The sequence below is a fragment of the Aeromonas sp. S8(2024) genome (assembly GCF_041403085.1).
Classification (GTDB): Bacteria; Pseudomonadota; Gammaproteobacteria; order Enterobacterales; family Aeromonadaceae; genus Aeromonas; species Aeromonas dhakensis.
Genome location: NZ_JBGLRF010000003.1, coordinates 376,712 through 401,772 on the forward strand (window position 1 = coordinate 376,712; position 25,061 = coordinate 401,772).

Sequence of the window (25,061 nt, forward strand, 5' to 3'; positions counted from 1 at the left end):
CACCTGTTACCAGCGGATGGTGGCGCCGGCGCCGTAGTTGCCGCCATCTTCGGGCGTCTTCTCGCGCCAGATGGACTCCTTGTTGCGGCGCACAGCCTCTTCCCGCTCCTGCTTGCGCTCCCAGACGGGTTTCACCTCGTCCAGCGGCCGCTCCTGTTTCTGCCCCTTGTGATCGGTTACCGAACACTGCTTGTCGCCGCACTGATAGGCATAGGGTTCAACGGTGCAGCCTGCCGTGGCCAGACAGAGGCCAAGCAGAGAAAGACGAAGAGAGGAAGGCAAGATCATGGGACGCTCCTGTTTGCAGCGGTCAACAAAAGAGGCCGAGTGTCAAACAGGAGGCAAATGGAATCAACCCTGCCGGCAGGCTTGATTGTTACAAGCGGTACACAGTGCGATGTATCAGCAAGCTATTGATACATATCATGTTAATCAGCACGCTGACCTAGGCTCTCACCCCTGCTCGTCGCTGAACACCCCGGTGGAGAGGTAGCGATCTCCCCGATCGCAGATGATGGTCACCACCACCCCCTGTCTGATCTCTGCCGCCATCCGCAGGGCGCCGGCCACGGCGCCGCCCGAGCTGACTCCACAGCAGATCCCCTCCTCCCGCGCCAACCGCCGCATCATGGCGAGGGACTCGTCGAGCGTGACGTCCAGCACCCGGTCAACCCGGGCGGGCTCGAAAATGGCGGGCAGGTAGGCCGCCGGCCAGCGCCGGATGCCGGGGATCTGGCTCCCCTCGGCCGGTTGCAGGCCGATCACCTGCACCGCCGGGTTCTGCTCCTTGAGGTAGCGGGAGACCCCCATGATGGTGCCCGTGGTGCCCATGGCCGAGACGAAGTGAGTGACCGCCCCCTCGCTCTGGCGCCAGATCTCGGGGCCGGTGGAGAGGTAATGGGCATCCGGGTTGGCCGGGTTGTTGAACTGATCGAGCACCAGCCCCTCGCCCCGTGCCTGCATCGCCAGGGCGAGGTCGCGTGCGGCCTCCATGCCCCCCTCCACCAGCACCAGCTCGGCGCCATAGGCCTGCATGGCATCGCGCCGCTCCTGGCTCATGGTATTTGGCATGATGAGCCGCATCCGGTAGCCCCGCGCCGCCGCCACCATGGCCAGCGCGATGCCGGTGTTGCCGGAGGTGGCCTCGATCAGGCGAGCCCCAGGCGCTAAGTGACCGCTCGCCTCCGCACACTTGATGAGGTTCAGCGCCGGCCTGTCCTTGACCGAGCCGGCCGGGTTGTTGCCCTCCAGCTTGACCAGCAGGGTGACACCGGGGTGGGGATTGATGCGACGCAGCGCCAGCAGGGGGGTATTGCCGATCAACTCTTCCAGCGTGGCAAAAGCCATAATGGGATCCATCCTTCGTGAACTGTTCTATACCTTGGCTAGCGGGTATGTACCCGGCCGGGCTCGCAGTGTAAGCGACCCCGAACAGTTGGCAAAGGGGCGCCGACATGGTCAGATAACCCCATCCCCCGTACCGAGGAGCAAGCATGAGCGAGATCATTCATCAGGCCAACCAGCAGCAATTCATCTGTGTGGTGGATGGCAAGGAGTCCAGGCTGCGTTACCGGCGGCTCGACGCCAAGACCATCGACGCCTACAGCACCTTCGTCCCGCCCGAGCTCAGGGTACAGGGGATCGCCGATCAGCTGGCCCGCACCTTCTACGACTGGACCCAGGCGGAAGGGCTCACCATAGTACCGAGCTGCAGCTACATCGACGTCTGGTTGCGCCGCAATGCCGGCTGACTCCCAGACGCGTCACCACACGCAAGCGTTCAACCTTCGCCAGAGCGCCCGGGAAGCCGACCTGCAGGCGCAGACCGAAGCCCTGCTGCGGGCCGATGACCTGCGCATGGATTGCCTGCGGGCAGCCCGTGAACTGGCACTGCCCGACTGGGCGCTGGGGGCCGGTTTTATCCGCAACCTCATCTGGGATCATCTGCACCACAAGGTAGAGCCCACGGCCCTCAACGACATCGATCTTATCTATCTGGATAGCGCCGACCCGGATGGGTTGGCGGAGGCCGATCACGAAGCCTGGCTTGCCGTCAGGATGCCGGGCCAGCAGTGGGAGGTGCGCAACCAGGCCCGCATGCATCTGCGCCAGCTGGTGCCCCCCTTCACCAACTCGCTGTCGGCCCTCAGTCACTGGGTGGAGGTGCCCACCTGCATCGGGGTCCGGCTGCTGGCAGACGACTCATTCGAGTGGCTGGCCCCCTACGGCTTTGCCCCCAACTGGTCCCTGCAGGTGGATCCCAACCCGCGCTGCCGCCAGGAGAGCCGGGTCTTTACCGAGCGGGTCAAGGCCAAGGAGTGGCAACGGCTCTGGCCTGACCTGGTGGTGAACTGGCCATAACCTGATTGCAATGTTTCGATAACCTTGGGCACACTAAGGAAAAGCTGTTTGTAACTCAATGGGTTAAATAATGCGCGACTTCTTCTCACTCGAACGCTGGCTACCGGGCCTCGCCGCCCTGCTGCAATACCAGCGGGCCTGGCTGATGCCGGATATGCGCGCTGGATTGTCGGTGGCCGCCGTAGCCCTGCCCGTGGCCATCGCCTATGCGGAGCTGGCCGGGGTGGGGCCGCTGGTCGGCCTCTACTCCTGCATCCTGCCCATGCTGGTGTACGCCCTGTTCGGTACCTCCCGCCAGCTCATCGTCGGGCCGGACGCCGCCACCTGCGCGGTGATCGCCGCCGTGGTGACCCCGCTCGCCGCCGGGGATGCCACCCGCCACTGGCAGCTGGTGATGACCATGACCGCCATGACCGGCTTCTGGTGCCTCATCGCCAGCCGCTTCAAGCTGGGGGTGCTGGCGGACTTTCTCTCTCGCCCGATCCTGATGGGGCTGCTCAACGGGGTGGCCATCACCATCATGGTGGGCCAGCTCTCCAAGATCTTCGGCTTCACCTTCAGCGAGCGCTACCTCATCGAGCGGATCGCCGGCGGTGCCAGCTACATCACCCAGACCCATCTGCCCACCCTGGCCATGAGCCTGACCGCCCTGCTCACCCTGCTGCTGGCCAAACGCTTCAAGCCGGCCTGGCCCTCCTCCATGGTGGCCATGGTGGTGACGGCGGGGCTGGTGTGGGCGCTCGATCTCGGCCGGTTCGGCATCGCCACCCTGGGCGCCATCGGCTCGGGCCTGCCCGCCTTCCAGATGCCGGAGTTTCCCCCCGGCCTGATGCGGGAGCTGGTGCTGCCGGCGCTCAACCTCGCCATGGTGAGCTTCGTCTCCATGATGCTGACCGCCCGCAGCTTCGCCGCCAAGAACGGCTACGAAATAGATGCGGACAAGGAGTTCCGGGCCCTCGGCATGGCCAATCTGGCGGCGGCAGCCTCCCAGGGCTTTGCCATCAGCGGCGCGGATTCGCGCACTGCGGTCAACGACGCCAACGGCGGCAAGAGCCAGCTGGTCTCCATCATCGCCGCCGCCGTCATCGCCCTGGTCACCTTCTATCTGACGGCGCCGTTGCAATACATCCCCACCGCCGCCCTCGGCGTGGTACTGGTGATGGCGTCTTTGTCCCTCACCGACTTTCGAGGCCTGTGGGCCCTGCGCAACTCCGACCGCTCCGCCTTCTGGCTGGCGCTCATCACCTTTGTCAGCGTGCTGGCCATGGGGGTCATTCCGGGCATCACCCTCGCGGTGCTGCTGGGGCTGTTCCAGTTCCTGCGCAACGTGATGCGCCCCACCGACCAGCTGCTCGGCATGGACGACGAAGGGGTCGTGCGTACCCTGGGGGACAACGAGCAGGCCAAGGCCATTCCCGGCATCCTGGTCTATCGCTTCAACTCGCCGCTCACCTACTTCAACGCCCCCTACTTCAAACGGCGGGTGCTGGCGCTACTGGTGCAGGATCCCCACAGCCCCAAATGCCTGGTGGTGGATGCGGTGGCTTGCTTCACCCATCAGGACATCAGCGTGATGAGCATGCTGGGGGAGCTGCACAAGGATCTGAAACGACGCGGCATCCACATGGTGATGGCCGGCCGCCACGGCCAGATGAGCCTGTGGCTCAAGCAGGCCGGGATCCGGGTCGGCGACGAGGGGATCATCCTCTGCCCCGACATGTATCAGGCGCTGCGCATGACCCGCTGCTACCGCGAGCCGGTGTTCAAGGATGACGAGGTGGTGGAGAGCACCACCGAGGCCATCCTGTCGCGCTGGCCCCAGGATGAGGCCCTGCCCGATTCGGCGCGCCTTACCCTGCCAAGCGAACAGGAGGCGGGCGCCACCCCTGCCTGACCAAGCTCGGCCCTGCCCATGGCGGCAGGGCCGCGTCTCTTGCTCCCCCTTCTTGGCCACCGCCACGATTGCGCCTCGCACCCGCTTGGTGTTAAATGCCCGTCCAGATGGCGCCGACGAGGGCCATCCCCAGTATTTGGACACCCCATGCAAACTCAATCCCACGCAGGTCCGGGCACTCTCTTCTCCCTGACCTGGCCCCTGTTTATCGATCTCGCCCTGCACTTTCTGACCGGGGCACTCAACACCTTCATGGTGGGTCACGTCTCCTATCAGGGGGTGGCAGCGCTCGCGGTCGGCAACCAGGTGTTCGATCTCGCCATCACCCTGTTCAGCTTCGTCAGCATCGGCACCAGCGTGGTGATCACCCAGTATCTGGGGGCCGGCGACAAGGAGAAGGCGCGCGTCGTCATCCACACCGCCATCGGTTTCAACCTGCTGGTGGGGCTGGTGGCCGCCGTCGGCGTCATCGCCGGCGCCAGTACCATGCTGGCGCTGATGAACCTGCCCGCCAACCTGATGAACGATGCCACCCTCTACCTGCAGATCATCGGCCTGTGCCTGCTGCCGGAAGCGGCGGCCCTCTGCCTGGCCGCGACCCTGCGCGCCCACGGCCACACCCGTCAGGCCATGTACGTGACCCTGACCGTCAACCTCATCACCTTCGTCGGCAACCTGCTGCTGCTCTACGGCTGGTTCGGCCTGCCCCAGCTAGGGGTGGCCGGGGTCGCCATCAGCACGGTGGCGGGTCGCATCGTCGGGGTGGTGCTGCTGGTGTGGCTGGTGGCGCGCAAGACCGGCATCCACCTGAAACTGCCGGAGATCGTCAAACCCAGCCGGCTGATGCTGGGCAAGGTGTTGCACATCGGTCTGCCGGCCGCCGGGGAGAACCTCTCCTGGATGCTGCAGTTCATGGTGGTGACCGCCTTCGTCGGCCTGCTCGGCGACAAGGCGCTGGCGACCCAGTCCTACTTCTTCCAGATCTGCCTGTTCATCCTGCTGTTCGGCCTCTCCATCGGCCTTGGCAACGAAATCATCATCGGCCATCTGGCGGGGGCCCGCCGCTTCGAGCAGGCCTACACCCAGCTGATGAAGAGCCTGAAACTGGGGCTCGTCGTCACCGCGCTCATCGCCCTCGCCGCCGCCCTCAACGGCCGCACCATCATCAGCCTGTTCACCGATGACGCCGACATCATCACCCAGGTGGCGCAGCTGTTCTTGATAAGCCTCATCCTGGAACCCGGCCGCACCTTCAACCTGGTGGTGATCAACGCCCTGCGCGCCACCGGTGACGCCCGTTTCCCGCTCTACATGGCGCTGCTCTCCATGTGGGGAATTGCCGTTCCACTGGCCTATTTCCTTGGTATCATGCAGGGTTATGGACTGGTCGGTATCTGGTTGGCGCTCGCCTGCGACGAGTGGGTGCGCGGTCTGGCCATGTTCTGGCGCTGGCGCAGTCGTCGCTGGCAAAACAAAATTCTTGTTGAAACATAAGCGGAATCACAATGAAGAAGATAGGACTCTTGTTGGCGGCCATCCTGCTCAGCCCGCTCGCCATGGCGCAAACCGCCCCCGCCGTCCCCAAGGCGCAGGCGGCCCAGACCTGGTTCGTGGCCCCCATCGCCATCGATGAAACCAGCGAGGCCCAGAAGGCACTGACCAAGGACTTCATGGCCCAGATGATCAAGACCATCAAGATCAACGAGTACCAGACCGGCAAGGCGGTGGGCAAGACCAAGTCGCCCAAGTGGCTGATCCGCACCAAGCTGATGCCGGCAAGCAGCGAACCCCTGGTCGGCAAGAAGCACCCGCAGGGCCTCACCTACGGCAAGGGCATTCCCACCCAGGAGATCGTCGGCGAGCTCATCATGAACGGTACCCTGGTGGCCCATGTGGGTCAGGGCTGGCGCGAGCCCATCGTCCCGGGCACCCCGGTGGCCGAGAAGATCTCCATCGCCAACTATCAGTACGCCATCGGCAACGAAGCCAAGTCACCGGATCTGGAAGAGCTGGCGGCGCAAATCGGCTTCGAGGTGGGCAAGGTGATCGCCCGCGACGGCAAGCCGCTGCCCGAGAAGAAAAAGAAAAAAGAGTAAACTCGACGCCTGTTACCAAGAAGGGGCCCTGCGCCCCTTTTTGCTGCCCGCCCGATGGCCCCAGGCTGTCATCCGGCCGTCACAATTGTGATCCATCCGGCACTTTTCAGACTCTCCGCTTACCGATAAAAGCCTTATCAGCTTGTGATTCAAACAGTTAAAAATCGCCCGTCGAATGCAGCAAATCATTGGTCCCGAATTGGAGCCGGATCACATTTATCTCGCAGGGGACGCGGTAGTTTGGTCTTGCAGGCACAATCAAACGAAACCAAGGAGGCCGCATTACATGTTCCCAGAGTACAGAGAGCTCATCTCGAAACTGAAGAGCAGTGATGTCCATTTCCAAAAGAAGTTTGACTTGCATAACGACCTGGATGTGGAGATTAGAAAGTTGGAGAAACATCACGCCAGCGACTACAGCGCCGAGGTGAAGGATCTGAAAAAACAGAAACTCAAACTGAAAGAGGAGATCTACGACATCCTCAAACAACATCCACAATAGACGCCTCGACGAATACCTGGATAAGCAACTTATCCTGCCAGCCCGGCCCGACGCCGGGCTTTTTGTTGGCCGCTCATCAGGAGGCGACGGCCGCTTGCGCCCCCTGGCGTCGAAACTCGCTCGGCGTCTGGCCGGTATGACGGCGAAAAGCGCTGTTGAAGGTGGACTTGCTGTTGAACCCGGCCCGGTAACAGACAGAGGCCACCGTCTCGTCGCTCTCCTGCAACAGTCGCTTGGCCTCCGCCACCCGATATCGATTGAGCCAGTCGTAGAAGTTGCCCCCCGAGCAGGCGTTGATGGCGCTGGACGCCTGGTGAAGGCTCAGGCCACACTCCTCGGCCAGCTTGCCAAGGGAGAGGGCGGGATCCCGATAGGCTCCGCGCCCGAGCTGGCGCTCCAGCGCCTCGAACAAGGGGCGCAAGCCCTCATCCCGAACCGGTTCCGATGCGGCATCATTGACGCGCTCGCGCACGCCCCCCTCAGGCGCGCCGCCCTGTTGGGGCAGCCTGGCATGGGCCAGCACTTGCAGCAGCAGATAGGCGGTGACGGGAGCCTGCAGATAGACGGTAGAGAGCGGCCAGCCGAGCCAGCTCAAGGCGATGCGCACCAGCAACAGCAAGGCCACCAGCAGTTGCAGCCCCTGCAGCTGAGCCACCCAGGCCCGCAGCGCCGGCTTGCGGCTGACCACCCCAAGACGCTGCTGCTGCCACCAGTAAGCCAGCCCCAGCAGGGCGATGCAGGCCAGATAGCGGTTGCCATAGAGGGTCACACCGGGCCACAGCGAATCCCCCTGCTTGCCAAGCAGGATCCAGCTCACCTTGTCGGCCCCCGGCAACAACCAGTAGGGCAACGCCAGAGCGGCAACCAGCAGCAGGGGCAAGCCGTGCACCAGCCGCTCACGCCAGCCACCGAGCACCGACTCCCCCTGCAGAGCCCTGATGTAGCCATAGAGGCAGAAGGGCAACATCACCACCAGGGGGTCAGCCAGCTTGAGCAGATGGGGCCAATGGTGAAACCACTGCTGCTGGTGATAGAGGTATTCCAGCGCCTGCAAGCCGCTCAGGCTGAGCAGAGCCAGCAGATAACCGGCGGCGGCATCCCGCCGCATGCGCCGCAGCCAGCCGAGCGTGGCCAGCAGCAACATGCCGGTCAGGCTCAGACTGAGCACGGCGGCCACTTCTTCCCACTGCATATGCGTCCTCCTGCAGGTACGCCTCCATCGAGACATACCTGTTTATCCTTGTTTTTATTATGTTTTCCAACCATTGACCGGTTCCATCCAGCGAGGCGACAGGGGCGGAAGGGCTGCGCTTAAATACCTTCGCCTGCGGCTGAAAAGCAACAGAACAATAACAAGTCAGGACCACAGAAGGAACCAGGATGAAAACCCATTTTCCCCTCCCCCTGCTCGGCTGCCTCGTACTGGCCGGCTGCCAGGAGAACAACAGCGAGCCGGATCCCGCTCGCCACTACGACGTCACCCTTACCTACACGGAGCAAGGGGTTCCCCACATCAAGGCGAACGACTACGCCAGCCTGGGCTTCGGGGCCGGCTATGCCCATGCCGAAGAGAACCTCTGCACCCTGAGCGAGCAGATCATGAAGCTGCGGGGAGAGAAATCCCGCTGGCTGGGCGCGGGGGAGCAGCAGCGCAACCTGCTCTCCGACGTGGGTTATCGCGCCCTCGACCTGCCTGCCCAGGCCGCGGCCCTGTATGACAAGCTGGCGCCGGATGCCCGTGACCTTGTCGAAGGCTATGTGGCGGGATTCAACCACTCCCTTGCCGGGCGAACCAGTCCGGCGGACTACCCCTCCCCCTGCCGCGGGGCCGAGTGGGTCGAACCCATCACCCCGGTCCAGTTGCTGGCCTATCATCTGGATCTTGCCCAGCTGGCCAGCGGCCGCAGCTTTATCAGCGCCATGGCCAGCGCCCAGCCCCCCGCCACTGCCGGTGCACAGGGACGTGCCGCCCTGCCCGCCCCGGCACTGGATCCCGTCTCGCTGCTCACCTCGGAGGGGATCGGCAGCAACGGCTGGGCGCTGGGGGCGGATCGCAGCAGCAACGTCAACAGCCTGCTGCTCGGCAATCCCCACTTTCCCTGGGATGGCGAGCTCAGATTCTTTGAACAGCACCTGCAGATCCCGGGCAAACTCAATGTGACCGGTGCCACCATGATGGGCTTTCCCGCCATCCTGATAGGCTTCAACGAGCAGCTGGGCTGGACCCACACTGTCTCCCAGTCCAAGCGCTTCACCCTCTATCAGCTCACCCTGGATCCCGCCAATCCGCTGCGTTATCGCTATGGCGACCAGTGGCGGGAGATGAGCCAGAAAGAGATCACCGTGCAGGTCCGCCAGGCCGATGGCAGCCTGCAACCTTATGTCCAGACCGTCTATGCCAGCCACTTCGGTCCCATGGTCAACCTCGCCTCCCTCTCGCCCACCCTGGGCTGGACCAGCAGCAGCGCCGTCAGCTTCCGCGACGCCAACGCCGGCAACTACAAGATGCTGGAACAGTGGCTGGCCATGGCCAAGGCCCAAAGCACCCCGGCCTTCTTCGAGGCGCTGGCCGAGCATCAGGGGGTGCCCTGGGTCAATACCCTGCTGATCGACAAGACGGGCCAGGCCAGCTATGTGGATGCCACCCAGGTACCCCGCCTCGGCGCCAAGGCAGAGGCCTGGTGGCGAGCCGCCTCCCAGACGCCGCAACTGGCCCCCATCTGGCTGGATGGCGAGGGCAGCGTGCTGTTGCCGGGCAACGACCCCGATTTCGAGTGGATCGACAGCGGCCAGACCCGGGCTCCCGGCCTTGTCCCCCTGAGCCAGGCCCCCCGCCAGACCCGCAGCGACTACGTCTACAACGCCAACAGCAGCCACTGGCTGACCAACCTGGCGGCCCCGCTGGAGGGATACTCCATTCTCTACGGGCCGGAGCAGACGGTGCGCAGCCCGCGTACCCGCTACAACGCCCAGCTCATCAGCACCCCCGACACCATGGGACTGACCGGAAGCGATCGGCGTTTTACCCTGCAGTCGCTGCAGCAGGTACTGACCCACAACGGCTCCCTGTTTGCCCGCGAGCTCAGAGAGCCCCTGCTGGCTCGCTGCCAGGCCCATCCGTTGATCCAGCTGACCAGCGGCCCGCTGGACCTGACGCCGAGCTGCAACGCGCTCGCCAACTGGGATGGCGAGTATCAGCTTGAGAGCCGCGGCGCCCACCTGATGCGCGAATGGTTGACGGCGTTTCGCACCAGCGGCCACAGAGACATCAAGGATGCCCTGTTTGCCATCCCATTCAATCCTGCCCAGGCAGCTACCACCCCGCGCGGGCTGGCCCCCTGGAGCGGCACGCCGGATGAAGACCCGGCCCTGCTGGCGCTGGCCCAGGCCCAGCAACGGTTGCAGGCGGCCGGTATCGCGCCGGATGCCGAGCTCGGCGCACTGCAATTCGTGCAAAAAGCGGCCGGGCTGACCCCCATAGCGCTGCCAGGAGGCAACTCGTTCGAGGGCATGTTCAACATGGTGCAGACCAATCTGCCTTCGCGCAGCAGCTCGGATCTCGCCAACATAGTGACCGGCAAGGCCGTGGCAGGCACCACGCTGCGCAGCCTGGATGATGACGGTGACGGCCAGCCCGAGCTGCGTTATCGCGCCAACTACGGCTCCAGCTTCGTGCTGGCCCTGCAGTTTGATGCCGCCGGCCCCAAGGCGGAGCGCTTCCTGAGCTACGGCCAGTCCCATGACCCCGAGAGCCCGCACTTCACCGATCAGACCGAGCAGTTCGCCCGTCAGCAGTGGCAGCCCATGCGCTTCACAGAGCAGGAGATAGCGGCCCACCAGGAGCGTACCCTGCACCTCAAGGTGCTGCGCACCAGCAGCCCCTGAGCGAACCCAGTCAATCCAGCCATAAAAAAGCGGGCCAGTGGCCCGCTTTCTCATACCTGTTTCGCCCCATCCTTACACTGGCGGATGGAACTGGCTGGCCTCGCGGGTGGCCATCTCCTCGTAGGTGGCCCACTTCTGCCACGCCACCTGTTGCGCCACCTGCATCAGCCGCTGCGCTTCTTCCGGATGGCTCTGGGCCAGCACCCGATAACGGGTCTCCTCCTGGCGGTATTCGGCGAGCGGGATGGAGGGGCGCAGGCTGTCGAGGCTGAAGGGGTTCTGCCCCGCACTGCGCAGTACAGGGTTGTAGCGCATCAGCGGCCAGTGGCCGGAGGCCACGGCGCGTTTTTGTTGGGTCAGGCCGAACTCCATGTCGATGCCGTGGGCAATGCAGTGGCTGTAGGCGATGATGAGCGACGGGCCCGGGTAGGCCTCCGCTTCACGCAAGGCCTGCAGCGCCTGCTGCGGATTGGCCCCGAAGGCGATGCGAGCAACATAGACGTTGCCGTAGGAGATGGCCTGCAACGCCACGTCCTTCTTGGCCAGCGTCTTACCCCCCGCCGCGAACTTGGCGACGGCACCGAGCGGGGTCGATTTCGACATCTGGCCGCCGGTGTTGGAGTAGACCTCGGTATCCATCACCAGCACGTTCACATCGCGCCCGGAGGCGAGCACGTGATCGAGCCCCGCCGAGCCGATGTCATAGGCCCAGCCATCGCCGCCGATGATCCAGACCGAGCGGCGCACCAGCTGATCGATGAGCGAGAGCAGCTCGCGGGCCTTGCCGGACTTCACCTCTTCCAGCCGCTCGCGCACTTGTGCCACCCAGGTGCGCTGGGCGCGGATCTCCGACTCCAGCCGCTGCGGTGCGCTAATCAGTGACTCGACCAGCTCTGCGCCCAGCTCTTCCTTCATCGCTTTGAGGGCCGCCACCGCCTGACCGTGATGCTGATCGGCGGTGAGGCGAAAACCAAAGCCGAACTCGGCGTTGTCCTCGAACAATGAGTTGGACCAGGCCGGCCCCTTCCCTTCACCGTTCTTGGCCCACGGCGTGGTCGGCAGGTTGCCGCCGTAGATGGAGGAGCAACCGGTGGCGTTGGCCACCAGCATGCGGTCACCAAACAGCTGGGTCAGCAGTTTAAGGTAAGGGGTCTCGCCACAGCCGGCGCAGGCGCCGGAGAACTCGAACAGGGGCTCGAGGAACTGGGCACCGCGCACCGTGGAGAAATCCACCCGCTCGCGGGCCGGCCACGGCAGGCTCTCGAACCAGCGCAGCGCCTGTTTCTGGCCAGCCAGATGGGGCGCCTTGTCCATCATGGCGATGGCGCGCTCGCCTTCATGGCTCTCATCTTCTCCAGCCCGCACCGGACAGGCCTGCACGCACTGGCCGCAGCCGGTGCAATCCTCCGGATAGAGCTGCAAGGTGTAGCGGCTATCGGGGAAGCCCCTGGCGGTGACGGGCACAGACTGGGCGGCCTCGGGGGCGGTTGCCAGCCAGTCCTGATGGTAGAACTTGGCCCGCAGCGCCGCGTGGGGGCAGACAAAGACGCAGTTGCCGCACTGGATGCAGATATCCGAGTGCCAGATAGGGATCTCGCGGGCGATATCCCGCTTCTCGAAGCGGCTGGTAGCGGTGGGGTAAGTGCCATCCACCGGCAGCATGGAGACAGGGATCAAATCGCCCCGCCCCGCCAGCATCTCGCCGGTCACCCGCTGGACAAACTCGCTGCCCCCCGGCGCCAGCGGCAAGGGGTAGTCGCTCGCCACCTCCTCACCGGCCGGGATCGCCACCCGGTGCAGATGAACTAGGGTGTCGTCCACCGCCGCGAAGTTGCGCTCGACTACCTCGGGCCCCTTGCGGGCATAGCTCTTCTCGATGCTCTTCTTGATAAGCGCAATCGCCTCGTCCCGCGGCAAGATGCCGGCCAGGGCGAAGAAGCAGGTCTGCATGATGGTGTTGATGCGATTGCCCATGCCGTTTTGCTCGGCCACTCGATCGCCGTCGATGCAATAGAGCCGGATATTGAGGGCCCGGATGCGGGCGCGCAGCCGCTCGGGCAGCTCGGCCCAGACCCGGTCGGGCTCATAGGGGGCGTTGATCAGCAGGGTCGCCCCCTCGGCGGCGTGCTCCAGCAAGTCTACCGATTCGACAAAGCCCCACTGGTGGCAACCGATAAAACTCGCCTGTTCGATAAGCCAGGGGGCGTCGATGGGTTCGGGACCAAAGCGCAGGTGGGAGACGGTGCGCGAGCCCGACTTCTTGGAGTCGTAGACGAAGTAGCCCTGGGCGTGGAACCCCTCCAGCTCGCCGATGATCTTGATGCTGTTCTTGTTGGCACCCACGGTACCGTCAGCACCGAGGCCGAAGAAGAGCGCCCGCACCCGGCTCGCGGGCTCCAGATCGCCGATGGGGTGCCAGGCCAGACTGAGGCCCGACACATCGTCCACTATCCCTACGGTAAAGCGCGGGCGCGGCGCCTCGGAGGCCAGCTCCTCGAACACAGCCGCGCACATGGCCGGGGTGAACTCCTTGGAAGAGAGGCCGTAGCGACCGCCACTGAGCCAGGGCAGCCGCTTGATAAGGCCGCGCTGCAAGCCATCGATGAGGGCACTCTGCACATCCAGCAGCAGGGGCTCGCCACCGGCCCCCGGCTCCTTGGTGCGATCCAGCACCGCCATGCGCCGCACGCTGGCGGGCAGGGCGTCGAGCAACGCCTGTACCGGGAAGGGGCGATAGAGGCGCACCACCAGCACCCCGGTCTTGCGATCCTGCCGGTTGAGCCAGTCCACGGTAGTGCGGGCGGTGGCGGCCCCCGATCCCATCAGCACGATGACGTCGGTGGCATCCGGGGCGCCGTGATACTCCACCAGCCGGTAGTGGCGGCCGGTCAGCTCGCCGAGGCTCTCCATGCACTGCTGCACCCGCGCCGGCACCGCCTCGTAGAAGGGGTTGACGCTCTCGCGGGACTGGAAATAGGTATCCGGGTTCTGGGCGGTGCCACGCATCACAGGATGATCGGGGTTGAGCGCCCGCGCACGGTGGGCGCGTACCCAGTCGTTGTCGATCAGCGCCCGAATTTCATCTTTGTGCAGCGCGACTATCTTGTTCACCTCGTGGGAGGTGCGAAAGCCATCGAAGAAGTGGATGAAAGGCACCCGGCACTGCAGGGTGACGCTGTGGGCGACCAGGGCCAAGTCCTGCGCCTCCTGCACCGAGCCGGAGGCGAGCATGGCAAAGCCGGTGCTGCGCGCCGCCATCACGTCCTGATGGTCGCCAAAAATTGACAGCCCCTGCGCCGCCAAGGATCGGGCCGCCACATGGAACACCGCCGAGGTCAATTCGCCGGCGATCTTGTACATGTTGGGCAGCATCAGCATCAGCCCCTGGCTGGCGGTGAAGGTGGTGGCGAGCGCCCCCGCCTGCAGGGCGCCGTGCACCGTGCCGGCCGCCCCCCCTTCGCTCTGCATCTCCACCACCGTGGGGATGTTGCCCCACAGGTTGGTCTGCCCCTCGGCGGCCCAGGCGTCGGCCAGTTCGGCCATGGTCGAGCTCGGGGTGATGGGGTAGATGGCACACACTTCGCTCAGCTGATACGCCACCCGGGCCGCGGCTTCGTTGCCGTCAACCATGATCAGTTCGTGTTTCATAGGGACTCCTCCGGTTGGCGCAGCTCGATGGCGTGGCAAGGACACTGGTCATGGCAGGCACCGCAGCCGGTACAGCGCTCGGCATCCACCTGATACCCCAGACCCGGCCCCAGCTTGGCAATGGCCTGCTCGGGGCAACTGCCATAACAGCCGTCGCACTCGAAGCAGTTGCCGCAGGAGTAGCAGCGAGCCGCCTCATAGCGGGCCGCCGTCTCGTCCAGTCCGCCGATGATCTCGCCAAAGTCGTCCCGCGCCGAGGGCGGTTTGACCGGCTGGCTGCTGGCGGGGGCGTGGGTCTGGAACCAGAGCTGCAGCTGCTCGGGCCCAACCAGCGGATAGGAGAGCGGCTTGTGGTAGAGGCGACCGCGCAGCCAGGCATCCATGTGGCGCGCCGCCTTCTTGCCGTGACCGGTGGCGATGGTGACGGTGCGCTCGGAAGGCACCATGTCACCGCCGGCAAACAGACCCGGTACATCCGTCATCAGGTTTTCGCCAACCTGCACCACCCCTTCCTGGTTGACCCGCACGCCGGGGATGCTCTCCAGCACGCTCAAGTCCACCTCCTGACCCAGCGCCAGAATGAGGGAGTCCGCTTCGAGGGTTTCAAACTGGCCGGTGGGCACCGGCTTGCCATGTTCGTCGAGGGTCATCACCTCCACTTCGATATTGGTGTTGTCGAGCTGGCGGATGGTGCGCAACCAGTTGATCTTGATCCCCTCCTCCTCGGCCTCGTCGGCTTCGAAGGCGTGGGCCGGCATATGATCCCGGTCGCGGCGGTAGATGATCATCGCCTCCTCCACCCCGAGACGGCGGGCGGTGCGGGCCGCGTCCATGGCGGTGTTGCCGCCGCCGTAGATGGCCACCCGCCGCCCCAGTTTGGGGGGCGGCAAGCCCTGCTCTTCGGCCAGACTGGCCTGCTCGAGGAAGCTCACCGCATCGAGGATCTTGCCCGCCTCCCGGGCCGGAATGTCGACCCGCTTGGCCAGATGGGCGCCGATGGCCATGAAGACGGCGTCAAAGCCCCCCTGGTCGCGCTCCTTGAGCACGTCCTCCACCTTGTGGTTGAGGGTAAGGGTGACGCCAGCAGCGACGATGCGGGCCACCTCCCGTTCCAGCACCTCGCGGGGCAGACGGTAGGCGGGAATGCCGAAGCGCAGCATGCCGCCGGCAAGCGGCCCCGCCTCGCGGATCTCCACCTGATGGCCGAGTCGGTTGAGGTGCCAGGCGCAGGAGAGGCCGGAGGGGCCGGCGCCTATGATGAGTACCTTCTTGCCGCTGGCGGGCGCGGGGGCTGCAGGCTGCCAGCCCCTGGCCAGCGCCTCGTCGCCGAGAAAGCGTTCGATGGCATGAATGGAGACGGCATCATCCACCTGGGCCCGGTTGCAGGCGCTTTCGCAGGGGTGATAGCAGACCCGCCCGTGGACCGCAGGCAGGGGATTTTCTTCGATGAGAGTCTGCCAGGCCGCCTCGAAGCGGCCCGCTTCAGCCAGGGCAAGCCAGGCCTGGATGTTCTCACCAGCCGGGCAGGCATGATTGCAGGGTGGCAGGGCTGGCCGCCAAACGGGTAGCCGAGTACGGACCGGACCTGTTCCCGTCTTCTGGGAGAGATCCGGCGGTGGGGTCATATCCAGTTGTTTGCTCATACATTGCTTTCTTCTTTTTGGGTGACAGGCCCCATCCGAATGCACTTGATACCGTTTAACCGAAGCGGACGGTGGCCGGAGAGGGAAGAAGCGAAAGCGTCAGAAACTGGAAGCTGGCTCGATAATGGACTGATTTTTGTACTGAATGACGGATCAGGATCAAAAAATGTTGCACTTTATGAGGTATGGAGTGCACAACGTGACCCGTGTAACATCTTGCCCGTCTGCAGGAACTCCGCTCGGGCTCACGCCCCGCAAGCGACACCGCATCGTCGGCCACTCCGGGTGAACGCCATTCCTGCAACCATTGCTGCACGGAACGGGGCTCGCCCGCCTGTCTCCTGCACTGGAACCGCCATCGCACAAGGATTCGGCCATGCCAACACTCGCCAGCATTCATCTCTACCCCATCAAGTCGACGGCAGGCATGCCACTGACCCGCGCCCTGGTCACCGAAGAGGGGCTGCAGGGGGATCGCCGCTACATGGTGGTCAAACCGGACGGCAGCTTCATCACGGCCCGCACCCATCCCCAGTTGCAGCAGGTGGTGGCCACCCCCATCGAGGGCGGCCTGCAGCTGCGCTATCCGGGCTTCGAGCCGCTCACCCTGCAAGAGACCGAGTTCAGCCGCGCGTCCCGCGCCACCGGCGTCTGGAAAGACATCTTCAACGCCCTGCACACCCACGCCCAGGCCGATGCGTGGCTGAGCAAGGTGGCGGGGGAGCCGGTGCAGCTGCTCTGGCTTGGCGAAGAGTCTGCCCGCTTTCGGGAGAAGACCGGCACCCGGGTCAGCTTTGCCGACGGTTACCCCCTGCTGCTGATAAGCCAGGCGTCTTTGGAAGATCTCAACCTGAGATCCGACGCGCTGCACCAGATGAGCCAGTTTCGCACCAACCTAGTGGCGAGCGGCACCCTCCCCTTCGAGGAGGACGGCTGGAAGCGGATCCGCATCGGCGAGGTGGAGTTCCTGGTGGCCAAGCCTTGCAGCCGCTGCATCATGACCACGGTGGAGCCGGGCACGGATCGCTTCAATGCCCTGAAAGAGCCGCTGGCCACCCTCACCCGCTACCGGCGCGGCGAGGATGGCGAGGTCTACTTCGGTCAGAACCTGGTGGCCCTCAACGAGGGGTGGATTGAGGCGGGCAGCGAGATAGAGGTGCTGGAGCGCGCCCGCGCACCTGTCTACCCCAACGCGGCCCCCAAAAAACGGGAGCTGGTGTGCGTGGCCCGCGAGCCGCTGGCACGGGATCTGGAGAGCTTCTGGTTCGAGGCGGCCGATGGTGAGCCCCTGCCCGACTATCTGCCTGGCCAGCACCTGCCCATCAGCCTGGATATTGGCCTGGGTCTGCGGCGCGAGCGCCTGCAGCGTCGCTATACCCTGAGCTCCACCCCGGAGCAGCCGGAGCGTTACAGCATCAGCGTCAAGAAGGTGGGGGGCGGCCGCATCTCCCACTGGCTGCACCAGCAGTTGCAGGTGGGTGACCGTCTGCTGGCCGCCAACCCCGCCGGCGAATTTCATCTGGGCCGGGATCGCAATCTCTTGCTGCTTTCGGCGGGCTCGGGGGTCACTCCCATGCTCTCCATTGCCCGCACCTTAGGCTTGCGCGGGGAGCTCGGCGACGTGCACTTCATGCACCTGTGCCGCAGCGAGGCGGACATTCCCGCCGCCGCCGAGCTGCACGCCCTGGCGCAGCAGGGGATGACCCTCACCCTGATCCTGAGCCAGCCCGATACGCACTGGCAGGGGCTCAAGGGGCGGCTGGACGAGGTTCACCTCAAACAGATCAAAGGGTTGCAACAGCGAGAAGTGTTTATCTGCGGCCCCCACGGCTTTATGGCCGATGCGGCCACCAGACTGGCCGCCCTTGGGGTGCCGGCCGGACGGATCCGCCAGGAGAGCTTTGGCGGCGCCATCCTCTCCCTCTCCCGCCCCCATCAGGCGGTGCAGCTGCGCATCGGCGAGCAGGCGTTTGCCGGCAACAATCAGGGCACAGTGCTGGATCAGGCCCACAAGCAAGGGGTGGAGCTGCCCTGGAGCTGCCGCGCCGGCATCTGCGGCAGTTGCAAGCAGACCCTGGTCTCGGGTGAAGTGGATCACCCGGATGCCCCCGCCATCACCGCCGCCGAGCGAGCCGCGGGCAAGATCCTCACCTGCTGCGCCGTCCCCCTCACCGACATCGTCATCAAATAAGGTGATCGAGGCACAATAATACCGCCGGCCGGGTGCATGCTCCCGGCCGCGCTTTTCCCCTCCTTTGCCTTCGCGCCTCCTTTCTCGCACCTTTTCGCCGACCCGCTGCAGCCTTGGCGAAGAGCGCTCCTATACTCACTGCAACAACAATAAAACCCCACAGAAGTACCGGCCTTCGCCGCGTGACAAAGGGGGTTATCGGTGAGAATAAGGACGCTCAAACCATGGAACAGAACAGACCCGCCTTTCAGCTCAATCTGCTGCTCTCAGTCATCACCCTGATCCTGCTGTCGCTGGTATTTTTCGCCTACAGCTGGTCGGGAAAACAGATCGAACAGAGCTATCAGCAACGTTACCAATCCTATCTGCTGGCCGATGAACTGCGGCAATCCTCCGACGATCTGACCCGCCTCGGCCGCACCTACGTGATCACCAAGGATCCCGCCTACGAGCAGCAGTACATGCGGATCCTGGCCATTCGCAACGGGGAGCAGAACCGGCCGCAGGGCTACAACCGCATCTATTGGGACTTCGTCGCCGCCAACGGCCAGAACCCGCGGCCCGACAGCCAGGTGCGCCGCGGCCTCATCGATCTGATGAAGGATGCCGGCTTCACCGAGGGCGAGCTGGCCAAGCTCAACGAGGCCAAGAACAACTCAGATGCCCTGGTCAACACCGAGGTGGCCGCTTTCAAGCTGGTGCAGCAGACCGATGGCGATCTGGCCGCCAACCAGCAGAAGGCCATCGCCATGATGCATGACAAGGCCTATCACCAGAACAAGGGGCGCATCATGTCCCCCATCGACGACTTCTACGTCATGATGGAAACCCGCACCCAGCAGGCGGTGGATGACGCCACCAGCCAGTCCGCCATGCTGCGCTACCTGTTCATCGCGCTCGGCCTGGTGTTGATGTTCTTCCTCTGGCGCACCTACAAGGCGCTGATCGACCTGGTCGGCACCTCGGTCGATCAGCTAAGAAGCGATCTCAACCACCTGGCCGAGGGGGACTTCTCCCAGCCGATCAAGGTGCCGGCCGGTGCCAAGGAGAGCCTGATCGGCCTGCTCGCCACCATGCAGAGCACCCTCAAGGGGATCATCGCCCAGGTCTCCCACTCCAGCGAAGAGCTCTCAGGCTCGGCCGACAGCATCGCCCAGATAGCGGAGCAGACCGCCCAGTTCGCCACCTCCCAGCAGACCAGTACCCAGACCATGGCGGCCGCCATCGAGGAGCTGGTGGTGAGCATCAGCCACCTCTCGGACAACGCCACCCACGCTGACGAGCTCAGCAAGATCTCCGCCAACACCCTGGAAGAGGGCTCCGGGGTCATCAAGCAGACCCTCGACAGCATCCAGAGCATCTCGGACACCGTCTCCAACGCCGCCAGCAGCATTGCGGATCTCAACAGCCACACCCAGCAGATCTCGGAGATCATCGAGGTGATCCGCGGCATCGCCGATCAGACCAACCTGCTGGCGCTCAACGCCGCCATCGAGGCGGCCCGGGCCGGCGAGCAGGGACGCGGCTTTGCGGTGGTGGCCGACGAGGTGCGCAACCTCGCCAGCCGCTCGGCCGCCTCCACCCAGCAGATCACCGGCATGATCGGCAAAATTCAGAGCGGGGCGGACGCCTCCATCCGCAGCATGGAGAACACGGTCAACAACGTCTCCCGCGGGGTGAGCCTGGCCAGCCAGACCGGCGCAGCCATCGCCAGCATCCAGGATCACGCCTCCAACCTGACCGGCCTGATGGGGGAGATCAGCCACACCCTGCGCGAGCAGTCCACCGCCGCCAACGAGGTGGTCTCCACCGTCGGCAACATCACCTCCCTCTCCGAGCAGTCGGGGGATGCCGCCCGCCACGTCTCGCAGGAGGCGGCCAAGCTCAAGCAGCTGTCACGGCTGCTGCGCCAGGAGATGGCCCACTTCAAGCTGTAGCGCAAAGCGCACAAAGCAAAACGGCTGCCCGAGGGCAGCCGTTTTCATTGGCACTTTCGCTTAACCGCGCAGGGCGGCGATGCGCTGCTCGATGGGCGGGTGGCTCATGAACAACTCGCTAATGGAGCGCTTGCCGTTGATGCCAAACGCCATCATGGAGCCTTCCAGCTGCGGCTCGGCACCGCGGGAGAGACGCTCGAGGGCGGCGATCATCTTGTCGCGGCCTGCCAGCTTGGCGGCACCGGCATCGGCGCGGAATTCACGCTGACGGCTGAACCACATGACGATGATGGAGGCCAGCACGCCGAACAGCATCTCCAGCACGAACACGGTGATCATGTAGGCAAAACCGCCGGTGCTGCTGCTCTCTTCCTCGTTGTTGGAGCTGAAGAAGTTGCTGATGACGCCGGCCACGATGCGGGCGAAGAACATCACGAAGGTGTTCACCACCCCCTGGATCAGGGTCAGGGTCACCATGTCGCCGTTGGCCACGTGGCTCACCTCGTGGGCCAGCACGGCTTCCGCCTCGTCACGGCTCATGCTGTAGAGCAGACCGGACGACACGGCGACGAGCGAGTCGTCACGGCGGGCGCCGGTGGCGAAGGCGTTCATCTCGGGGGAGTCGTAGATCCCCACTTCCGGCATCTTGATGCCCGCTTCACGGGCCTGACGGGCCACGGTACTGACCAGCCAGTGCTCGGTCTCGTTGCGGGGTTGCTCGATGACCTGGACGCCATAGCTGCGCTTGGCCATCCACTTGGACATCAGCAAGGAGATAAAGGAACCCCCAAAACCGAACACGGCGCAGAACACCAACAGACCGGAAATGCTGGACTTGTTGATCCCCAGAACCGAGAACAGGATATTGAGTACCACCCCCAGCACCAGCATGACGGCCAGGTTGGTCACCAGGAATAGCATAATTCGCTTCATATTGACTCCTTGTGAGATATGGATGCGTGGCCCGTCACCAGTTCGCTGCCGGTCGGGCCACACCTGTCACGCATAATAGACAGTTTCTATGAATGTTCGCTGAATGTCGGATTCAGAGCAGGGGCGAAATGTCGAGTCGCCCGCGCAGATCAGCCTCGAGCGGATTGTTTACAAAGGGTATTTCACCCAAAAACGGGGCCGGCAGCAAGCCCCGCAAGGTGTCCAGATTCTCCTGATAGTGGCTCATGGAGCCGTGCAGCCGGTTGATGACCCAGCCCGCCACCGGCAGGTTGTTGTTGCGAATGGCGGCGAAGGTGAGCAGGGCATGGTTGAGACAGCCCAGTTTGGCCCCCACCACCATGATGACCGGCATGTTCTCCTGCTTGACCCAGTCCGACAGCAGGTGCTTGCGATCGAGTGGCAGGAACCAGCCCCCCGCCCCCTCCACCACCACCAGCTCGGCCCCCGCCTGTTCAATCTGGCGCAGCCCGTCCGACAACCCCTTCAGGGTAATGGCATTGCGCGCTTCGCTGGCGGCGATATGGGGCGCGATGGGTGGCTCGTAGGCGTAGGGGTTGACCAGATCGTAGGGCAGCGGCAGGCTCGCCGCCTCCTGCAACAGCACCGCATCCAGATTGCGCAGTCCTTCAGGAGTGCGGGCACAGCCAGCGGAGACGGGCTTGTAACCGGCGCAGCGGATGCCGTGCGCGGCGAACTCCAGCAGCAGGGTGCGGGCGACCAGCGTCTTGCCCACATCGGTATCGGTGCCGGTGACGAAGAAGGATTTGACCATGATGACTCCTCAATAGGGCGCAGGTGCCCAGGCTCGATATGGCGGGGCACCCGCAGCTCAATTCTCTCGGCCAAGGCTGCCGGTTAACGGCGGATCAGCTGGCCGAGGCAAACCTGATAACTGGCGGCCAGCAGACCGTCAGGCTGACGATGGGCCTCATAGGCCTCACTCAGACGCAACAAGCGCTGACGGCTGCCAAGGCCGGTATGACGCTCGTCATTGACCTGGCTGGCGCCGATCCCCTTGAGATCGCGCAGCAAACCGTTGAGCTCGGGATAACCGAGCGACCAGGTCAGGCTCTCCAGCGCGGGGGCGACAAAACCACCGGCGGCGATGGCATGCTGCAATTGTGGCAGGCTGAGGAAGCGATTGACATGATCACACTCGTCAACCGTGCGCCAGGCCTCACGCAGTTGCCAGAGCGACTCGGCCAAGAGAGTCGAGAACAGCAGCCGACCACCGGGCTTGAGCACCCGGTGCAGCTCGGCAAAGGCCTGGGCCGGTCGCTCGCACCACTGCAAGGCCAGGCTGGAGAAGACCCAGTCAAACGTCTCGTCGGCAAAGGGCAATTGCTCGGCATCGCCGCACAGCAGGCGGGCGCCGCTGCCGCGAAGGGCCGCCTGGGCCAGCATGCCGGGGGCGAGATCCAGCCCGGTCAGCTCGCTGCAACGCCCGGCCAGAGCCGGCAGAAAGAAGCCGGTACCACAGCCCAGATCGAGCCCGCGACCTTCCAGCCCCTCATGCACACCCGCCGCGCTCATCCGCACCAGCAGCGCCTGCCCCACCTCCTGCTGGAAACGGGCGTGGGCGTCGTAGTGGCGGGCGGCCGCGCCGAAACGGCGGGCAAGCTGGGCCTTGTCGACCGCCTGAAAACGCTCATGGAGCATGGGCGCCTCCTCTCTCGTCGGTGGCCTGGCAGGGACCGAGGGCATCGAGCAGCCGATCCACGTCCTCAGCGCGGTGAGCCGCGCAGAGGGTGATGCGAAGGCGCGCCGTGCCGACCGGTACCGTGGGCGGGCGGATAGCACTCACCCAGACGCCGCGCTCCCGCAGCCGCTCGGCCAGTCGCAGGGCGGCACTGCTCTCCCCCACCAGCAGCGGCTGGATGGGGGTATTGCTGTCACCCAGCCGCCAGCCCAGCGCCTGTGCCCCTTGTCGGAAACGGGTGATGAGTTCACCAAGCTGGGCGCGGGCCTCGTCGGCGGCGCGCACCAGCTCGATGCTCTGGCTCACCGCGCAGGCTTGGGCAGCCGGCATATGGGTGCTGTAGACATAGTGGCGGGCGAAGTTCACCAGATACGCCACCAGCTCGCGACTGCCGCCCACAAAGGCGCCAGCCACCCCGAGCGCCTTGCCAAAGGTGCCCATCTGGATGTGCACGCCGGCCGGGTTCACCCCCTGCGCCGCCAGGGTGCCGCGCCCTTGCGGCCCCAGCACGCCGAGGCCGTGGGCATCGTCGATCATCAACCAATTGCCGCTCTGTGCGGCCAGGGCTGCGAGCTCGCGCCAGGGGCCCTGATCCCCGTCCATGCTGAACACCCCCTCCGAGACGATGAGCCCCCGGTTTGGCTCAAGCTGCCGCTCAAGGGCCGCCATGTCGTTGTGGCCGAAGCGCTTCATCTTGCAGGGCAGCTGACTGCCCATCTCCTGCAGGGAGGCGTGGTTGAGCCTGTCCTGCCACAGTAGATGTTCCTTGCCGAGCAAGGCTTTCAGCACCGCCTGATTGGCCGAGAAGCCGCAGTTGAACAGCAGCACCGCCTCCAGCCCGAGCCACTCGGCCAGCGTCTCTTCCAGCTGTTGGTGGGCCCGGCTGTAACCGGTCACCAGCGGCGAGGCGCCGGCGCCCGCACCATAGCGGTCAATCCCCTCCTGGAAGGCGCTTTTGATGGCGGGGTGATCGGCCAGCCCCAGATAGTCGTTGGCGGAAAAGTTAAGGTAATCGTCCCCCCCAACCTTGAGGCGCCCGCCACTCGCGCCGTCGGTGGCGACGCGACTGCGCAGCAGGCCCGCCTGCTCGCGCTCGGAGAGCGCTGCGCTCAACCCGAAGGGGCCCGTGACTGCGGGGCCCGTCATGACCGCGCGGCCCCGGCACGGGGGCGGGTGGCGTCATAAAACATCTCGGTGGGCTCGCTCTGGCGGCTCACCTCGGCCAACAACTCCTCTTCTTGAACCTGATCCGGCTTCTGGGCCCGCTGGGCGGGGCGAATGCCGAGGCGCTTGAACAGCTGCATGTCGCTGTTCTCGTCCGGATTGGGGGTGGTCAGCAGCTTGCAGCCGTAGAAGATGGAGTTGGCCCCCGCCATAAAGCACATGGCCTGCATCTGCTCGTTCATCTTCTCCCGCCCGGCGGAGAGGCGCACGTGGGAGGCCGGCATCATGATGCGTGCCACGGCGATGGTGCGGATAAATTCGAACGGGTCCAGGTTCTCCTGGTTCTCCAGCGGCGTTCCTTTCACCTTGACCAGCATGTTGATGGGCACGCTCTCCGGGTGGCGCGGCAGGTTGGCCAGCGCCATCAAGAGGCCCGCCCGATCCTTCGCCTGCTCGCCCATGCCGACGATGCCGCCGGAGCAGACCTTCATGCCGGCGCCGCGCACATGCTCCAGGGTATCGAGCCGGTCCTGATAGGTGCGGGTGGTGATGATGTCGCCATAAAACTCCGGCGAGGTGTCGAGGTTGTGGTTGTAGTAGTCAAGACCGGCGGCGCCGAGGCGCGCCGCCTGATCGGCGGTGAGCATGCCTAGCGTCATGCAGGTCTCCATGCCGAGTCCGCGCACCTCCTCGATCATCCGCAGGATATAGGGCATGTCCTTCTCTTTGGGGTTGCGCCAGGCGGCTCCCATGCAGAAGCGGGACGAGCCGTTGGCCTTGGCTTCGCGGGCCCGCTCCAGCACCTTCTCCACCTCCATCAGCCGCTCGGCCTCAAGGCCGGTGTGATAACGGGCGCTCTGGGGGCAGTACTTGCAATCCTCCGGGCAGGCACCGGTCTTGATGGAGAGCAGGGTGCTCACCTGCACCTCGTTCGGATCGAAATGGGTACGGTGCACAGTCTGGGCCTGGAACAGCAGATCGTTGAATGGCAGGGCAAACAGGGCCTGAACCTCGGCGAGGGTCCAGTCGTGACGAAGGGCGTGAGCGCCCGCGGTGACAGCATTCATACATGGCTTCCGGTTGTTAT

General features: G+C 64.7%; 19 protein-coding genes. 9 read left to right on the top strand and 10 right to left on the bottom strand.

What is annotated here, in order from left to right:
* Window positions 1-6 precede the first annotated feature (6 nt).
* Together ACB031_RS10605 and cysM are read right to left on the bottom strand one after the other, a co-directional pair.
* The gene (locus tag ACB031_RS10605; protein WP_021469447.1) at window positions 7-288 is read right to left on the bottom strand and encodes a hypothetical protein; all 282 of its coding nucleotides are present in this window, start codon (window positions 286-288) and stop codon (window positions 7-9) included.
* 165 nt (window positions 289-453) lie between these two features.
* Window positions 454-1,359 (bottom strand): cysteine synthase CysM, encoded by a 906-nt coding sequence (cysM, locus tag ACB031_RS10610; RefSeq protein WP_371139518.1) that lies wholly within the window; start codon window positions 1,357-1,359, stop codon window positions 454-456.
* A gap of 134 nt (window positions 1,360-1,493) precedes the next feature.
* On the opposite strand from cysM, the gene ACB031_RS10615 reads away from it, so the two are divergent.
* The 6 genes from ACB031_RS10615 to ACB031_RS10640 all read left to right on the top strand — a co-directional run bounded on the left by ACB031_RS10615 (window position 1,494) and on the right by ACB031_RS10640 (window position 6,853).
* Window positions 1,494-1,751 carry a GNAT family N-acetyltransferase gene (locus tag ACB031_RS10615; RefSeq protein WP_005299077.1) on the top strand — a complete coding sequence of 86 codons (258 nt, stop codon included), beginning with the start codon at window positions 1,494-1,496 and terminating at the stop codon, window positions 1,749-1,751.
* The gene (locus ACB031_RS10620) at window positions 1,741-2,361 is read left to right on the top strand and encodes a nucleotidyltransferase family protein (RefSeq protein ID WP_371139519.1); all 621 of its coding nucleotides are present in this window, start codon (window positions 1,741-1,743) and stop codon (window positions 2,359-2,361) included. The genes ACB031_RS10615 and ACB031_RS10620 overlap by 11 nt, the downstream gene beginning before the upstream one ends.
* Window positions 2,362-2,431: 70 nt before the next feature.
* A complete protein-coding gene (locus tag ACB031_RS10625) occupies window positions 2,432-4,255 on the top strand; it encodes a SulP family inorganic anion transporter (protein ID WP_371139520.1) in 1,824 nt (607 codons plus the stop codon).
* A gap of 147 nt (window positions 4,256-4,402) precedes the next feature.
* Window positions 4,403-5,749, top strand: a complete 1,347-nt coding sequence (locus ACB031_RS10630; protein WP_215270024.1) for an MATE family efflux transporter — start codon at window positions 4,403-4,405, stop codon at window positions 5,747-5,749.
* An 11-nt stretch (window positions 5,750-5,760) separates the two neighbouring features.
* On the top strand, window positions 5,761-6,351 hold the full coding sequence (locus tag ACB031_RS10635; RefSeq protein ID WP_026458833.1) for a hypothetical protein: 591 nt from the start codon (window positions 5,761-5,763) through the stop codon (window positions 6,349-6,351).
* Window positions 6,352-6,637: 286 nt separating this feature from the next.
* The gene (locus ACB031_RS10640) at window positions 6,638-6,853 is read left to right on the top strand and encodes a YdcH family protein (RefSeq protein WP_005299061.1); all 216 of its coding nucleotides are present in this window, start codon (window positions 6,638-6,640) and stop codon (window positions 6,851-6,853) included.
* Between the two features lie 76 nt (window positions 6,854-6,929).
* Here ACB031_RS10640 and ACB031_RS10645 read toward each other — a convergent pair whose 3' ends face one another.
* Entirely contained in the window at window positions 6,930-8,045 is a 1,116-nt protein-coding gene (locus tag ACB031_RS10645) for a helix-turn-helix domain-containing protein (RefSeq protein ID WP_021465871.1), read from the bottom strand.
* Between the two features lie 188 nt (window positions 8,046-8,233).
* Here ACB031_RS10645 and ACB031_RS10650 point away from each other — a divergent pair, with 188 nt between their 5' ends.
* Window positions 8,234-10,738 carry a penicillin acylase family protein gene (locus ACB031_RS10650; protein WP_371139521.1) on the top strand — a complete coding sequence of 835 codons (2,505 nt, stop codon included), beginning with the start codon at window positions 8,234-8,236 and terminating at the stop codon, window positions 10,736-10,738.
* Window positions 10,739-10,810: 72 nt separating this feature from the next.
* On the opposite strand, the gene nifJ is transcribed toward ACB031_RS10650, so the two are convergent.
* Together nifJ and ACB031_RS10660 are read right to left on the bottom strand one after the other, a co-directional pair.
* Complete coding sequence (nifJ, locus tag ACB031_RS10655) at window positions 10,811-14,386, bottom strand: pyruvate:ferredoxin (flavodoxin) oxidoreductase (protein WP_371139522.1); 3,576 nt, start codon at window positions 14,384-14,386, stop codon at window positions 10,811-10,813.
* Window positions 14,383-16,029: an NAD(P)-binding protein gene (locus ACB031_RS10660; protein WP_371139523.1), complete on the bottom strand. Its 1,647-nt coding sequence runs from the start codon at window positions 16,027-16,029 to the stop codon at window positions 14,383-14,385. Before ACB031_RS10660 ends, nifJ begins: the two co-directional genes overlap by 4 nt.
* A gap of 376 nt (window positions 16,030-16,405) precedes the next feature.
* Here ACB031_RS10660 and ACB031_RS10665 point away from each other — a divergent pair, with 376 nt between their 5' ends.
* Together ACB031_RS10665 and ACB031_RS10670 are read left to right on the top strand one after the other, a co-directional pair.
* A complete protein-coding gene (locus tag ACB031_RS10665; protein WP_371139524.1) occupies window positions 16,406-18,220 on the top strand; it encodes an MOSC N-terminal beta barrel domain-containing protein in 1,815 nt (604 codons plus the stop codon).
* A gap of 224 nt (window positions 18,221-18,444) precedes the next feature.
* Window positions 18,445-20,157 (top strand): methyl-accepting chemotaxis protein, encoded by a 1,713-nt coding sequence (locus ACB031_RS10670; RefSeq protein ID WP_017786069.1) that lies wholly within the window; start codon window positions 18,445-18,447, stop codon window positions 20,155-20,157.
* Between the two features lie 60 nt (window positions 20,158-20,217).
* Here ACB031_RS10670 and htpX read toward each other — a convergent pair whose 3' ends face one another.
* The 5 genes from htpX to bioB all read right to left on the bottom strand — a co-directional run bounded on the left by htpX (window position 20,218) and on the right by bioB (window position 25,041).
* Window positions 20,218-21,090: a protease HtpX gene (htpX, locus tag ACB031_RS10675; protein ID WP_371139525.1), complete on the bottom strand. Its 873-nt coding sequence runs from the start codon at window positions 21,088-21,090 to the stop codon at window positions 20,218-20,220.
* A 112-nt stretch (window positions 21,091-21,202) separates the two neighbouring features.
* Window positions 21,203-21,883 carry a dethiobiotin synthase gene (gene bioD / locus ACB031_RS10680; protein ID WP_267999697.1) on the bottom strand — a complete coding sequence of 227 codons (681 nt, stop codon included), beginning with the start codon at window positions 21,881-21,883 and terminating at the stop codon, window positions 21,203-21,205.
* 83 nt (window positions 21,884-21,966) lie between these two features.
* Window positions 21,967-22,770, bottom strand: a complete 804-nt coding sequence (bioC, locus tag ACB031_RS10685; protein WP_371139526.1) for a malonyl-ACP O-methyltransferase BioC — start codon at window positions 22,768-22,770, stop codon at window positions 21,967-21,969.
* Complete coding sequence (bioF, locus tag ACB031_RS10690) at window positions 22,760-23,956, bottom strand: 8-amino-7-oxononanoate synthase (RefSeq protein ID WP_371139527.1); 1,197 nt, start codon at window positions 23,954-23,956, stop codon at window positions 22,760-22,762. Before bioF ends, bioC begins: the two co-directional genes overlap by 11 nt.
* Window positions 23,953-25,041 (bottom strand): biotin synthase BioB, encoded by a 1,089-nt coding sequence (gene bioB, locus ACB031_RS10695; RefSeq protein WP_085735272.1) that lies wholly within the window; start codon window positions 25,039-25,041, stop codon window positions 23,953-23,955. The genes bioF and bioB overlap by 4 nt, the downstream gene beginning before the upstream one ends.
* Window positions 25,042-25,061 lie beyond the last annotated feature (20 nt).

Bases quoted from the DNA above. Each gene is read 5' to 3' on its own strand.
- ACB031_RS10665 (WP_371139524.1), top strand. From the start codon at position 16,406: ATGCCAACACTCGCCAGCATTCATCTCTACCCCATCAAGTCGACGGCA.
- ACB031_RS10630 (WP_215270024.1), top strand. From the start codon at position 4,403: ATGCAAACTCAATCCCACGCAGGTCCGGGCACTCTCTTCTCCCTGACC.
- bioF (WP_371139527.1), bottom strand. From the start codon at position 23,956: ATGACGGGCCCCGCAGTCACGGGCCCCTTCGGGTTGAGCGCAGCGCTC.
- bioB (WP_085735272.1), bottom strand. From the start codon at position 25,041: ATGAATGCTGTCACCGCGGGCGCTCACGCCCTTCGTCACGACTGGACC.
- ACB031_RS10615 (WP_005299077.1), top strand. From the start codon at position 1,494: ATGAGCGAGATCATTCATCAGGCCAACCAGCAGCAATTCATCTGTGTG.
- htpX (WP_371139525.1), bottom strand. From the start codon at position 21,090: ATGAAGCGAATTATGCTATTCCTGGTGACCAACCTGGCCGTCATGCTG.
- ACB031_RS10650 (WP_371139521.1), top strand. From the start codon at position 8,234: ATGAAAACCCATTTTCCCCTCCCCCTGCTCGGCTGCCTCGTACTGGCC.
- bioC (WP_371139526.1), bottom strand. From the start codon at position 22,770: ATGCTCCATGAGCGTTTTCAGGCGGTCGACAAGGCCCAGCTTGCCCGC.
- ACB031_RS10640 (WP_005299061.1), top strand. From the start codon at position 6,638: ATGTTCCCAGAGTACAGAGAGCTCATCTCGAAACTGAAGAGCAGTGAT.
- ACB031_RS10670 (WP_017786069.1), top strand. From the start codon at position 18,445: ATGGAACAGAACAGACCCGCCTTTCAGCTCAATCTGCTGCTCTCAGTC.
- ACB031_RS10605 (WP_021469447.1), bottom strand. From the start codon at position 288: ATGATCTTGCCTTCCTCTCTTCGTCTTTCTCTGCTTGGCCTCTGTCTG.
- ACB031_RS10625 (WP_371139520.1), top strand. From the start codon at position 2,432: ATGCGCGACTTCTTCTCACTCGAACGCTGGCTACCGGGCCTCGCCGCC.
- ACB031_RS10635 (WP_026458833.1), top strand. From the start codon at position 5,761: ATGAAGAAGATAGGACTCTTGTTGGCGGCCATCCTGCTCAGCCCGCTC.
- bioD (WP_267999697.1), bottom strand. From the start codon at position 21,883: ATGGTCAAATCCTTCTTCGTCACCGGCACCGATACCGATGTGGGCAAG.
- ACB031_RS10660 (WP_371139523.1), bottom strand. From the start codon at position 16,029: ATGAGCAAACAACTGGATATGACCCCACCGCCGGATCTCTCCCAGAAG.
- cysM (WP_371139518.1), bottom strand. From the start codon at position 1,359: ATGGATCCCATTATGGCTTTTGCCACGCTGGAAGAGTTGATCGGCAAT.
- ACB031_RS10645 (WP_021465871.1), bottom strand. From the start codon at position 8,045: ATGCAGTGGGAAGAAGTGGCCGCCGTGCTCAGTCTGAGCCTGACCGGC.
- ACB031_RS10620 (WP_371139519.1), top strand. From the start codon at position 1,741: ATGCCGGCTGACTCCCAGACGCGTCACCACACGCAAGCGTTCAACCTT.
- nifJ (WP_371139522.1), bottom strand. From the start codon at position 14,386: ATGAAACACGAACTGATCATGGTTGACGGCAACGAAGCCGCGGCCCGG.